The 12,416-nt window shown below is 72.8% G+C and carries 11 protein-coding genes and 1 pseudogene; 9 read left to right on the top strand and 3 right to left on the bottom strand.

The genetic code is table 11. The features are described from left to right. Positions 1–20 precede the first annotated feature (20 nt). The 3 genes from ACFC0Z_RS08275 to ACFC0Z_RS08265 all read left to right on the top strand — a co-directional run bounded on the left by ACFC0Z_RS08275 (position 21) and on the right by ACFC0Z_RS08265 (position 3,867). Positions 21–2,282: an alpha-N-acetylglucosaminidase gene (locus ACFC0Z_RS08275; protein WP_376434091.1), complete on the top strand. Its 2,262-nt coding sequence runs from the start codon at positions 21–23 to the stop codon at positions 2,280–2,282. 88 nt (positions 2,283–2,370) lie between these two features. Beyond that, on the top strand, positions 2,371–2,991 hold the full coding sequence (locus ACFC0Z_RS08270; RefSeq protein ID WP_376434089.1) for a hypothetical protein: 621 nt from the start codon (positions 2,371–2,373) through the stop codon (positions 2,989–2,991). Positions 2,992–3,546: 555 nt separating this feature from the next. Further along, positions 3,547–3,867, top strand: coding sequence for a chorismate mutase (locus ACFC0Z_RS08265; RefSeq protein ID WP_376434087.1), 321 nt, complete (start codon positions 3,547–3,549; stop codon positions 3,865–3,867). 113 nt (positions 3,868–3,980) lie between these two features. Here the strand turns inward: ACFC0Z_RS08265 and ACFC0Z_RS08260 are convergent, their stop codons facing one another. Next, entirely contained in the window at positions 3,981–4,697 is a 717-nt protein-coding gene (locus ACFC0Z_RS08260) for an NUDIX domain-containing protein (RefSeq protein WP_376434085.1), read from the bottom strand. A gap of 95 nt (positions 4,698–4,792) precedes the next feature. Between ACFC0Z_RS08260 and ACFC0Z_RS08255 the strand changes: the two genes are divergently transcribed. The 4 genes and pseudogenes from ACFC0Z_RS08255 (at position 4,793) to ACFC0Z_RS08240 (ending at position 7,377) form a co-directional block, all read left to right on the top strand. Then, positions 4,793–5,548 (top strand): DeoR/GlpR family DNA-binding transcription regulator, encoded by a 756-nt coding sequence (locus ACFC0Z_RS08255; RefSeq protein WP_376434083.1) that lies wholly within the window; start codon positions 4,793–4,795, stop codon positions 5,546–5,548. A 104-nt stretch (positions 5,549–5,652) separates the two neighbouring features. After that, a pseudogene (locus ACFC0Z_RS08250) lies at positions 5,653–5,736 on the top strand (DUF202 domain-containing protein); the annotation flags it as partial. Between the two features lie 203 nt (positions 5,737–5,939). After that, positions 5,940–6,665 (top strand): HD domain-containing protein, encoded by a 726-nt coding sequence (locus tag ACFC0Z_RS08245; RefSeq protein WP_376434081.1) that lies wholly within the window; start codon positions 5,940–5,942, stop codon positions 6,663–6,665. Positions 6,666–6,750: 85 nt separating this feature from the next. Next, the gene (locus ACFC0Z_RS08240) at positions 6,751–7,377 is read left to right on the top strand and encodes a hypothetical protein (protein ID WP_376434079.1); all 627 of its coding nucleotides are present in this window, start codon (positions 6,751–6,753) and stop codon (positions 7,375–7,377) included. Between the two features lie 131 nt (positions 7,378–7,508). On the opposite strand, the gene ACFC0Z_RS08235 is transcribed toward ACFC0Z_RS08240, so the two are convergent. Beyond that, positions 7,509–8,591 (bottom strand): Lrp/AsnC family transcriptional regulator, encoded by a 1,083-nt coding sequence (locus ACFC0Z_RS08235; protein ID WP_376434077.1) that lies wholly within the window; start codon positions 8,589–8,591, stop codon positions 7,509–7,511. A gap of 121 nt (positions 8,592–8,712) precedes the next feature. On the opposite strand from ACFC0Z_RS08235, the gene ACFC0Z_RS08230 reads away from it, so the two are divergent. Beyond that, complete coding sequence (locus tag ACFC0Z_RS08230; RefSeq protein ID WP_376434075.1) at positions 8,713–9,921, top strand: M20 family metallopeptidase; 1,209 nt, start codon at positions 8,713–8,715, stop codon at positions 9,919–9,921. Further along, positions 9,918–11,381, top strand: a complete 1,464-nt coding sequence (locus tag ACFC0Z_RS08225; protein WP_376434073.1) for an MFS transporter — start codon at positions 9,918–9,920, stop codon at positions 11,379–11,381. Before ACFC0Z_RS08230 ends, ACFC0Z_RS08225 begins: the two co-directional genes overlap by 4 nt. A gap of 80 nt (positions 11,382–11,461) precedes the next feature. On the opposite strand, the gene ACFC0Z_RS08220 is transcribed toward ACFC0Z_RS08225, so the two are convergent. Further along, positions 11,462–12,310, bottom strand: coding sequence for a GntR family transcriptional regulator (locus ACFC0Z_RS08220; RefSeq protein ID WP_376434071.1), 849 nt, complete (start codon positions 12,308–12,310; stop codon positions 11,462–11,464). Between the last annotated feature and the right edge of the window lie 106 nt (positions 12,311–12,416).

The raw sequence follows: 12,416 nt of genomic DNA, 5'->3' as shown, positions 1-12,416 counted from the left end.
CTCCTCGATCAGGGAGCCGGATGGCCCGCCGCCCGTTCCTTCGATGCCGTCAGGCCCTCGTCGTCCTGGCCCTCGCCGTCCTGACGACGGCCGGACCCGCCGCGATGCAACCCGTGCCCGCCTCCGCGACGCAACCCGCGCGCGGCTCCGCGGAGCGCCCCCCGTCCGCGCCCGCCTTCGACACGGCGCCCGCGCGCGCCGCCCTGGAGCGCCTCCTGCCCTCCCACGCCTCGCAGTTCACGTTCGTCCCCGTCGTAAGGACCGGCTCCGGCTCCGGCGACAGCTTTTCGGTCTCCGGCACGACAGGCGCCATCGAGGTCGTCGGTACCTCTCCCGCGACGCTCCTCACCGGGGTGGGCCAGTATCTGGGGCGGGTCGCGGGCGTCGACATCGGCTGGCCCGGCGACAGCGTCGACCGGCTCCCCGAGGCGCTCCCCGCCGTCCCTGGCACCCTCACCGGCTCGGCGTCCGTCCCCCACCGGTACGCCCTGAACGACACCGACGAGGGCTACTCCGGCGCCTACCGCGACTTCGACGCGTACCGCCACCAGATCGACCTGATGGCGCTGCACGGCGTGAACGAGGTCTTCGTCCCGACGGGCGCCGAGTATCCGTACTACGTCGCCCTCCAGCGGTTCGGTTACGACGCGGCGGAGCTCCGCCGCTGGATCCCCGGCCCCGCCCACCAGGGCTGGTGGCTGCTCCAGAACATGTCGGGCTTCGCGGGACCCGTATCCGAGCAGCTCGTCGAGGCCCGGGCGACGCTTGGCGCCCGCATCGCCGGGCATCTGCGCGCGCTGGGGATGACACCGGTCCTGCCTGGCTTCTTCGGCACGGTCCCGGCGGGCTTCGCCGAGCGGAACCCCGGCGCGGTCACGGTCCCGCAGGGCCGTTGGGTGGGATTCGAACGGCCCGACTGGCTGGACCCGACCGGTCCGGTCTTCGCTCGGCTCGCCGCCACCTACTACCGCGTGCAGCGGCAGCGCTTCGGCGACACCGGCATGTTCAAGATGGACCTGCTCCACGAGGGCGGCACGGCGGGCGGCGTCGACCTGGCCGACGCCGCCGGGGCCGTCCAGCGGTCCCTGGAAGCCGCGCGCCCCGGAGCCACCTGGGTCATGCTCGGCTGGCAGAAGAACCCGACCGCCACCCTCCTGAGCGGAGTGGACCGCCGCCGGGTGCTCGTCGTCGACGGGCTCTCCGACCGGTACGACGGGCTCGACCGCGAGGCCCAGTGGGGCGGCACGCCCTACGCCTTCGGCGCCATCGGCAACTTCGGCGGCCACACCACCCTGGGCGCCAACACGGCCGTGTGGACCCGCCGCTTCCAGGAGTGGCTCACCGCGCCCGGCAGCGCCCTCCGGGGCATCGCCCACCTCCCGGAGGCCACCGGCGGAAACCCCGCCGCCTTCGACCTGTTCACCGCGCTGGCCTGGCAGCCGGGCCCGATCGACCACCGCGCCTGGTTCGAGGCGTACGCCGCCCGGCGCTACGGCGGGGCCGACCCGCACGCGGCCGCCGCGTGGGAGGAGTTGCGCCGCGGCCCGTACAGCACGCCGTCCGGCACGTGGAGCGAGCCGCAGGACAGCCTCTTCGCCGCACGGCCGAGCCTGACGGCGACCAGGTCCGCGCGGTGGAGCCCGACCGCCATGCGCTACGAGGCGGTCACCGTGGAGCGGGCGCTCGCCGAACTCCTGCGGGTCGCGCCGGAGGCGCGGGCCACGGACGCCTACCGCTTCGACCTCGTGGACGTGGCCCGGCAGGCGCTCACCAACCGCGCCCGCGTCCTGTTGCCCCGGATCCGGGCCGCGTACGAGGCGGGGGACCTGACGGGGTTCCGGGTACTGACGGCCGAGTGGAACGCCCGTCTGGGGCTGCTCGGGCGTCTGGTCGCCTCCGACCGGCGGTTCCTGCTCGGCCCGTGGCTGGCGGCCGCCCGCTCCTGGGGGGCCGACCCGGCCGAACGCGACCAGCTGGAGTACGACGCCCGGTCGATCCTCACGACCTGGGGCGGCCGGGGGCAGAGCGAGCAGGGCGGACTGCGCGACTACGCCAACCGCGAGTGGGCCGGACTCGTCCGGGACGTGTACGCGCCGCGCTGGGCCGCGTACTTCGCGGGTCTGGAGGAGTCCCTTCTGAGGGGCACGCCCCCAGCCGCCGTCGACTGGTTCGCCCACGACGACACCTGGGCACGCGGCCACGAGCGCTACCCGACGGCCCCGGTGGGCGATCCCATCGCCCTGGCGACGGAGGTGCAGGCGACGCTGACCGCCGGCCGGTAGGCGGGTCGGGGCCGGGCCGTCGGCGATCGCGGGCACAGTGCGACAGTTTTCCCTGTCGCATCTCCCTCTCGACAGGTATTCTTGTCGCATGAACGATGTGATCCCGACCCCCGACAGGGACGACGAGAACTTCTGGACCACCGCGATGACTCTGGTGGAGCCCGCCTGGCGCGAGCCCACCGAGGGCGACACGTTCGTCATGGACGACAAGGTGCTCGAGGCGGTCCGAGCGCTGGCCGAGAGCATCTCGACGCGTGCGCTCGCCTATCGCGCGGCCGACAAGCCCTTCGACACCGCGCTCATGGCCGCCCCCGACGTGCAACTGGCCATGCTGCGGTCGCTGTACGAGGCCAAACGGTCCGTCGACCGTCTGGCCGAGAGCGCCGCCACCGTCGCCGGCCGCAGCGGAGCCAACTACGCCCAACTGGGCGCGGCCTGGGGCGGCATCAAGCGCCAGTCGGCCCGCCTCAAGTGGCCGCACGCCGTCGCCAAGAGGGCTGCCGGCGAGTCCATCCCCCTTCGGTACGCGGGCGGCCTCGCCGTCATTCACCATGACCCGGATGCCGACGCATGGTGGTTCACCGCCACCGCCGCGGACCAGCAGGAGAAGGAGTCCGAGGCCGTCCACGCCACCTCCGCCGAAGCCATCGCGGGGGCGACCGAGTTCCTCCTGTCACACGCCCTCCCCACCCGGCAGGCGCCCGCCTGACCGTGCGGCCGGCCGAAGAGGAGGCCAAGCAGGCTTCCTTGGGTGGTCGAGAGCCTTGGGCCCGGTCCAGGGTGTGTCGGCTGTGGCCGAGCATGTGGCGGTACTCGGTGGCCGAGCGGGTGCGCCGGTAGTGCTCGTCGACGGCGCTGCGGAACGCGGCCGCGACGGGGCCGGACGGGGCGCAGGGCCTCGTCCGGCCTCGGGGGGAGGGATACCGCGGCCGAGGTCGATCTCACCGGAAGCCCGGCCGGCCGATCCGCTTCAACGGCGGTGTCGTTACTGGGGATGCATGAATTCATCATGTCCGAGTCGTGCACGTATCACTACTTGCTTGACCGTCTGATGCACCGCTGTCAGGGTGTCGACGTAGCGCACAGTGCTTGAGGGGGAAACTGTGGAGCAGACGATGCCAGTGGGGGCCGGACCCGCCCCGACTGGGAAAGTTCCCGTGTCCCCCCTGCCTGCGGCGGCGTGACGCGCGCGCTCGCGCCCGCGCTCACCTTTCTCTCTCCTTTCACTGCCCGTCCGCCAGTCGTACTCGCAACGGAGACACCCATGACCCTCGACCTGACCACCGAGGCACAGGACGACATCACCACCCTGCGTTCCCGGATCGACGACATCGACACGGAGATCTGCCGACTCGTGTCCGAGAGGCGCGCCCGATCCGCCGACATCCAGCGGATCCGCCTCGCCGTCGGCGGTCCGCGCACCGAGCTCAGCCGGGAGAACGAGGTCATCACCCGCTACACCCAGCTCCTCGGCTCCACCGGTTCGGCCCTGGCCGGCCTCCTGCTCACCACCTGCCGGGGCGCTCGACCTGCCACCCGGCCCGCCCAGGGGGCCGAATCGGCGAAGAAGCGCCGCTTATGGTGATCGGTTCCGAAGCCGCGGCTCCTCTGTTCGCTCGTCCTCCCGAACGACTCCGCTCCCGCACCTGGAGTTGATGCGGACGGCGCGTCGGATTCGGCGGCTCGGACTCGGGCGCGTCACGGGTCGCGCCTGGCGAAGGGGCCGTCGAGCGCGGCCCATTGCAGGAGCATGATGGTCTTCCCGTCGGCTATGCGTCCGTCGCGGACCATGTCGAGGGCCTCGTTGAAGGGGAGTTCGAGGACCTCGATGTCCTCGCCGTCCTCTTCGAGCCCCCCGCCGGCGCCCGTCCGGTCGGCCGGCGTGTAGGGAGCGGCGAAGAAGTGGAGGCGTTCGGTCACGGAGCCGGGGCTCATGTAGGCGTCGAGCACGTGCGTCAGCGGGCCGAGGGTGACGCCGAGTTCCTCGGCGCTCTCGCGGCGGATCGCGGTGTACGGGTCGTCCGCGTCGAGCAGTCCCGCCGCGGCCTCGACGAGCATGCCGTCCGGGTGGTCGTTCACGTAGGCGGGGTAGCGGAACTGACGGGTCAGCAGCACGCGGCCGCGCTCGGTGTCGTACGGCAGCACGACGGCACCGTTGCCCCGGTCGTACGTCTCGCGCTGCTGGGATTCCCACCGGCCGTCGGAGCGACGGTAGTCGAAGGTGGTCCGGCGCAGGACGTGCCAGCCCTGGGAGGTGACCTCGACGTCGCGGACGCGGACGTCGGGGTTGCGGTCCAGGTCCCGCCCGGCCCGGTCGAGGCCCATGCGTCCGCGATGGTCCGGCGTGTCGACACCGGGGCGGCCGGGGCGGCCAGGGCGGATCGGATGGTTCGTGCGGTTCGGGTCGCTGCTCATGCCTTCTCCTGTGGTCTGCGAGGGGGTGCCTCTGTCGCGTACGGCGGAACCGCTAAGCTACACGCAGAATCATGCAAGAACAGGAAGGAACGTGCATGCTGGCTGCTGAACGGCGCGACCACCTGCTCGACCTGCTCGCCCGCCAGGGGAAGGTCGTCGCCAAGGACGTCGCCGCCGAACTGGGCATCTCCGAGGACAGCGTGCGGCGCGACCTGCGCGATCTCGCCGCCGAGGGGCTCTGCCAGAGGGTGTACGGGGGTGCGCTCCCGGTCTCCCCGGCGATCGCCGACTACGCCGCCCGGCAGACCGTGGCCCTGGACGGAAAGCGGAAGGTCGCCCAGCTGGCCGCCGGACTCGTGCGGCCGGGAGCCGCGCTGATCCTCGACGGCGGCACCACGGCCCTCGCCGTGGCCCGCGCCCTCCCGCACGACCTCGCCTGCACGGTGATCACCCACAGCCCGACGATCGCGGCGGCCCTGCTCGACCACCCTCAGGCGGAGTTGTTCCTGCTCGGGGGACGCGTCTTCAAGCACTCGGCGGTCACGTGCGGAGCCGCCGCCGTCGAGGCCGCGCAGAACGTCTCCGCCGACCTCTGTCTGCTCGGCGTCACCGGCGTCCACCCGGAGGCCGGCCTGACGACGGCGGACGCCGACGAGGCCGCGATGAAGCGCGCTCTGTCCGGCCGTGCCGCGGACACGTACATCCTCGCCTCCTCGGAGAAGATCGGCACGGCGTCCCGCTTCCGCGTCCTGCCCTGGGAGAACGTCACGGCTCTCCTCACCGACGCCGACGCCCACGACCCGGTGGTCGAGGCGCTCGCGGGGATGGGTGTCACGGTCTTGACGGCTTGACGGCTTGACGGCTTGACGGCTTGACGGCCGGACGGCCGGACGGCCTGACGGCCTGACGGCCGAGGACTGCCCCATGCCCAGACCGGGACCCGTCCGGCCCCTGGGACCCCGGACTCCAGCCGGAGCGCACGGCACTCGCCTGGAACCGTACGGCCCTGGCCACGGCGGTCGCCGCGCTCGTCCTTGCCTACGGCCTGGGGGGGCTCGTGTTCGTGCTGTGGCGGCGAGGCGCGCGTATCGCACCGATGTGCGCCGGGCTCACTGGGACGAGGGTTTTCCCGCCGCGCGCTCCGGCATCCGAGTGAACGCGAAGCCCGTCTTAATGATCTTCCTGATGGTATGAGCAGCCGTGGTGCCCTACACCGGAGGCACCCCAGGAGGAAGGCAGTACGTGTCTCACGGCCAGCACGAGCACGTCCGCGTCATCTGTCCCCCGGCCGTCGCGACCCTCGGTACCGACGGACACCGGTCCGGCGACGGATGGCTCGCCTCACGCGGACCGGGACAGGTGTTCATGATGGGCGACAACAGCACTCTCCCGGTCATGCCGGAGCGTCCCACGCTCGCCGACTTCTTCCGCCGGCGGCTCGCGCTCGACCCGTTCACCACCCGGCACATGCTCCAGAGCGCACGCCGGGCGCGCGAGCAGGGGATGGACGACAAGGTGGTGCTCGCCTGTCTGCTGCACGACATCTCGGTCGCGGTCCTGCTGCGCAGCCACCACGGGCACTGGGGCGCGCAACTGGTGGAGCCGTACGTGGACGAGGAGGTCGCGTGGGCCATCCGGGAGCACGAGACCCTGCGGTACTTCCCCGACGAGAGCGTGGGCTACGGCTACCCCGAGGCCTACAGCGAGTTCTTCGGCGTCGAGTACCGGCCGCCGGCGCACACGAGGACCGCCTACGAGGAAGCCCGACGGCACCGGTGGTACATGTCGGCCCGCATGGTCACGATCAACGACCTGTACACCTTCGATCCCGAGGTCGAGGTCGACTTCCGGGAGTTCGAGGACGTCGTCGGCCGCCACTTCCGGCAGCCGGCCGAGGGCCTCGGTTTCGACGGGTCCCCGGTGGCGCACATGTGGCGCACGATGATCTGGCCGAACAACTTCCTCTGAGGAGGGGCAGCCGCGCGGCAGCGGTGACGACTACCCTGTCGTGATCAACCGGCCGGGGCATATGCCGCGCGACAGGAGGACAGCGATGAGCACGGACGCCGTCGAGGGTGGTGAGATCGTCCGGGCCAAGTGCCGGACCAACCCCTACGCCTACATGTTCAGCGACAGCGAGCTCGACCAGCTGTTGCTGGACCTGGGCCGCCGCAGGGCGGCGAGCATCCGGCGCAACCGTACGGAGGCCGGGTCGGTCCCGTCCCGGGGCGTCTACCCCGAGCCCGGCATGGGCTTCGTGATCATGGACCCGACCGCGGACCCGTGGGTGCCGCACGACGCCGCCGTGCTCGGCGTCGTCACGGTCGGCGCCGACGGCCACCGCTGGCTCGTCAACGCGGCGGCGAAGGCCGCCGGCCACCGCCGCCTGGGCCGCAACTACGGCGAAGCGGTCCTCACCGACCCCCACCTCTGCGGCTCCGGCGCCTTCCGCTGGGGCCACTCGGTCGAGGTCCGCGGCGTGATCGTCGGCGCGAGCTCGCAGACCTCCGACCAGGACGCCTTCGAATCGACCCACCTGGCAAGCGAGTTCGTGGCCGCCGTCACCGCCCGCCACCTCGCCTGGGAGCAGCAGGCAAAGGGCGAGGACTGGCTCTCCCCCCACGACCTCCCGGCCCCCGAGTTCCGGAACATGGTGGCGGAGTTCCTGCCGACGGACTGACCGCTGACCGCTGTGAGTCGTTCGACGGCGACCGGTCGAGCTCGTCCTGGAGCGCCTGGCGCAGGGCGTCGTGTGGCGCGCCGTCACGGCACCGGTCGCGCGGATACACCACGCTCTGATTCCCGGGGATGTCACTTCCCGGGGCCCCGACCGCCCGACGGCGTGCGCAGGCGGTCGAGGAGGAGGGCCTCGGCGGCTTCGGAGCGCGGGTCCTGCCAGAGGTCGAGCGGGACGGGGCGCAGGTGGTGGCCCCTCGGGTCCAGGAGGTGGCCGCCCAGTTTGATCTGCCAGAGCGTCAGTGCCCGGTCGGCGACGGCGAGTTCGGGGAAGCGGGCGACGAGGCGCGACTCGAAGGCGGCGATGTCGTCGACCGAGCGCAGCCAGGCGGCGAGCAGCAGGTTGTGGGGTCCTGTCAGGGAGGCGCAGAGGCGGATCTCGCGGAGGGCGCTGACGCGTTCGGCGAGGCGGACGGCCTGGCTCTGCGGCACGGAGGCCCACAGGGAGACCGAGACGGGCCAGCCGGAGTGGGCCCGGGCGACCTCGCAGCGGTAGACGAGGGCGTGCTCGGCGTCGAGCCGGTCGAGGCGGCGGCGGACGGTGGTCGGGCTGAGTCCGGTGCGTTCGGCGAGCCGGGCGGCGGGCTGCCGGGGGTCCTCGCTGAGTGCCTGGACGAGTTCCAGGTCGCGGCCCTGGAGGAGCCGGCCGCCCTGCGGCCGGGCTCCGGAGCCGGCGGTGGGGGCGAGGCGGCGGCGCTGGTCCTCGGAGAGGCGGTCCAGGCGCCAGCGGCTGCCCTCGGTGTGGAGGGTGGTGGCGATCTGGGTGCGTGAGGCGGCCGCACCGGGGAGGGCGCCGAGCCGGAAGCCGACGTAGCGGGCCAGTTCCGCCTGGTCGGTGAAGACGGCGGTGACGAGCAGGTCCCGGCCGCCGCTGATGTGTTCCAGGTTGAACACGTGCGGGTCCTCGGCGATCTCGGCGGCGACCTCGTGGAGCCGGCCGGGCACGCAGTCGACCTCGATGAAGGCGACGACGGAGGGCGCGTGCGCGTGGGCCCTCGGGTGGACGCTGATCCAGGCGAGTCCGGCCTCCGTCAGCCGCGCCCACCGGCGCGCGACGGTCGAGGCGTCGAGCCCGAGGACGTCGCCGATCCGCTGCCAGTCCCCGCGGGGCGCGACCTGGAGCGCGGTGACGAGCAGGAAGTCGAGTTCGTCGAGCACGGGACCGCTCCTCATGTGGCGGCTCGACGCGGGGTGGCCTGTTCGCGCAAATGATCACGTGATCCCGGCGGATTCCTGCACCAGGGGAGCGTCGAGCGAAGAGATCGGCACTATACCGGCCATGTTCCAGCACAGCGACGCCCTCGTCCTCGAAGACTCCCTCATCCGGCTGCGGCACGCCCTCCACCGGGAACCAGAGCTCGGTCTCGACCTGCCGCTCACCCAGCGGAAGGTCCTCGACGCCCTCGACGGTCTGCCCCTGGAGATCACCCTGGGGAAGGGGCTCAGCTCGGTGACCGCCGTCCTGCGCGGCGGCCTGCCCGGCCCCGCGGTCCTGCTGCGCGCCGACATGGACGCCCTGCCCGTCCAGGAGGAGAGCGGTGTCCCGTACGCCTCCGAGGCACCCGGCCGCATGCACGCCTGCGGGCACGACCTGCACACCGCGGCCCTCGTCGGCGCCGCGCGTCTCCTCGCCGGACGGCGCGACGAGCTCGCGGGCGACGTCGTCCTCATGTTCCAGCCCGGGGAGGAGGGCATGGGCGGCGCCGCCCTCATGATCGAGGAAGGGGTCCTCGATGCCGCCGGCAGCCGCGTGGTGGCGGCGTACGCGCTTCACGTGACCTCGACCATGCTCCCCACCGGCTACGCCGCCGTCCGGCCGGGCCCCATGCTGGCCGCCTCCGACGCGGTCGCGGTCCGGGTCACCGGTGCCGGAGGCCACGGCTCCTCCCCGCACTTGGCGAAGGACCCGGTGCCGGCCGTGTGCGAGATGGTCACCGCCCTCCAGACGATGGTCACCCGCACCGCGGACGTCTTCGACCCGGCGGTGATCACGGTCGGCTCGCTGCACGCCGGCTCCGCGGGCAACGTCATCCCCGAGCACGCCGAGTTCGAGGCGACCGTACGGACCTTCTCCGACGAGACCCAGGCCAAGGTGCGGGCCGGGGTCGAGCGGACGGTCCGCGGCGTCGCCGACGCGCACGGCCTGGACGTCGTCATCGACTACCAGGAGAACTACCCGGTCACGGTCAACGACCCCGCCGAGGCCGCCCACGCCCTGCGGACGGCCCGGGAACTGCTCGGCGCCGACCACGCCTTCGAGGCGCCGCGCCCGATCGCCGGATCGGAGGACTTCGCTTTCGTCCTGCGTGAGGTCCCCGGCGCCTACCTCGGCATCGGCGCCTGCCCGCCCGACCGCGACCCCGCCACCGCCCCGTACAACCACTCGCCCCGGGCGGTCTTCGACGACCGGGCCGTCCTCGACGCCGCCGTCCTGCTCGCCGAACTCGCCGCCCGCCGCCTGCGGGACGCCGCCGAGGAGCGCCCGTGACGCCGACCCGTTCCCCCTTCTCCGGCACCACGCCCACCCCGGCGGCCGAACGCCCCGCCTCCGTCCGCGCCGTCGTCGGCCTCCTGGTCCTCTTCGAGCTGACCAGCGGATTCCTGCAGGGCGGGATCACGCCCCTGCTGCCCGACATCGGGCGGGAACTCGGCATCCCCGACGCCGAGCTGACCTGGGCGGTCTCGGCGCAGCTCCTGGCCGCCGCCGTGTCCGTCCCCGTCCTCGGCAGGCTCGGCGACCTGTACGGCCACCGGCGGGTGCTGCGCCTCTCGCTCGTCTGCGTCGCCGTCGGCACCCTGCTCACGGCGCTGGCGCAGTCGCTGCCGATGCTGTTCGCGGGCAGGGTCCTGCTCGGGCCGCTGGCCGCGCTGCTGCCGCTGGAGATCGCCCTCGTCCGCGACCGGCTCCCGGTCGACCTGGCCCGCTCCGCGATCGCCCGGCTCGTCGGCGCGCTCGCCCTCGGCACCCTGATCGGCGGGGTCGTCATGGGGGCCGTCCACCAGGCAACGAACGACCTCGCGATCACGCTCCTCGTCCCGGTCGTGCTCGCCGTGGTCTGCGTCCCCGTCTCCTTCCTCGCGGTCGTCCCGGAGTCGGCGCGCCGGGCGGCGGGGCGGCTCGACTGGCCGGGCGCTGCGCTCCTCGGGGTGACCGTGGTGCTGCTCCTGTCCGGGCTCTCCGCCGGGGACGGCGGTGGGCTGTCCGGGGCGGCCTGGGGGCAGCTGTTCCTCGCGGTGCTGTTCGGCCTGGTCTGGGTGGTGGTCGAGCTGCGTACCCCCGACCCGTTGGTGGACGTGCGGGCGCTCGCCGACCGCAGGGTCGCGCCGTTCTTCCTGTGCGCGTTCGTCTACGGCGTGGTCTACTTCGGCAGCCAGGCGCCCGAGGCCACGTTCCTGGCCGCCGACCCGGCCCCTACCGGGTACGGCTTCGCACTCACCGCCCTGCAGATCTCCCTCGTCACCGTGCCCGCCGCGGTGATGGCGGTCCTCACCTCCTCGCTCACGGCGCGCATCGCGGGCCGCCTCGGCTACGTTCCGGCGCTCGCGCTCGCGTTCTCCCTCATCGGAGCGAGCTTCCTGATCACGGCCGTGCTGCACGCGGAGGTGTGGCAGCTGGTGGCGGCGAAGGTGATCGCCGGGCTCGGGATCGGGGTGGCCCTCGGCGCCCTGCCGACCGTCATCGCGGAGGGCAGCGACCCGTCCCGTACCGGGGTGACCACCGCCCTCTACAACAACGCCAAGACGCTCGGTGGCGCCGTCGCGGGCGGGGTGATCGTCTCGGTCCTGGCCGCGTCGGCGGGACCGGGCCGGGGCTCGGGCTCGGGCCCGGTCGCGGGTGACGCGACTCCGTCGGAGTCGGGCTACGTGACGGTCTGGCTGCTGTTCGCGGTCCTCTCCTTCGCCGCGGCGGCGGTGACGACCGTGGCCCGCAGGGCGGGACAGGACTGAGGAGGCCGACGCCCGGACGGAGGAGGGGGGAGGAGGAAGAGCAGGAGGAGGCCGGTGCCCGGAAGGACGGGGCGCCGGCCTCAGCCGTCCTGCTGCACGACGCCCCGCGTCGAGAACGTGACCGGCTCGCCCCCCGTGAAGTCGCCCGGGGGGATCCCCGGGTGATGCCCCTCCTTCGCCGCGGGCTGCGCGGCCTCGGCGACGTTGAGGGCGAGGCGGGAGACGATCCGGTAGCGGTCGCCGCGGTAGAGGGAGTGCACGTACTCCACCGCTCGCCCCCGGGTGTCGGTGGTGAGGCGCTCGAAGAGGAGCGCGGGGGAGAGTTCCGGTACGTCGAGCAGCTCGGCCTCGTCCCGCGTGACGACGGTGGGCTCGATCGACTGCACCGCCTCGTTGACCTGGACGCCGTGGTGGTCGCGCAGGTGCTCGTAGAGATCGCCCTGCTCCAGTTCGTCACTGGTCAGACCCGGGGCCAGGTCGGCCCGGACGTGGAGGTGCTCGATCGCCATGGGGGAGCCGTCCACCAGGCGCAGGCGGGCGACGTAGAGGATCTCGGCGGCGGGGGAGACGCGGAGCTTGCGGCTGACGCGGGCGCCGGCGGGCAACGTGCTGAACTCCAGGAGTCTGCTGGTCCACACGCCGCCGGCCCGGGGCAGGCTGAAGGCGTTCCGTTCGGACACCAGCTCCTGGGTGATCTTCTCGGCGGCCACGAACATGCCCCGTCCGTGTTCGCGGACGAGGAGCCCGGCGACGACCAGTTCGTCGACGGCGGCCCTCAGGGTGGGGCGTGACACGCCGAGCTCGGAACAGAGGGCGCGCTCGGAGGGGATGGGGTCTCCGGGGTGCCGCGCCTCGATGAGTTCGAGGATCGCGTGACGTACCCGCTCGCGCTTGAGCATCGCGCCGGAGGCCGCCGCGTGACTCTCCATCTCCATCTCCGTACCGGGCTTTCGTTCGTCGTCACCAGCTTCTCTGGTCAACTATAGCTGGTCAAGTGGTCAGGTCGGACGGGTTGGGCAAACCCCCTCTTTGCGG

Origin of the sequence: Streptomyces sp. NPDC056144, from assembly GCF_042264145.1 — a bacterium.
In the GTDB taxonomy this organism is placed as follows: domain Bacteria; phylum Actinomycetota; class Actinomycetes; order Streptomycetales; family Streptomycetaceae; genus Streptomyces.
The sequence above is the reverse complement of the archived record's forward strand: the minus strand, read 5'-3'. Positions and strand labels throughout refer to the sequence as shown.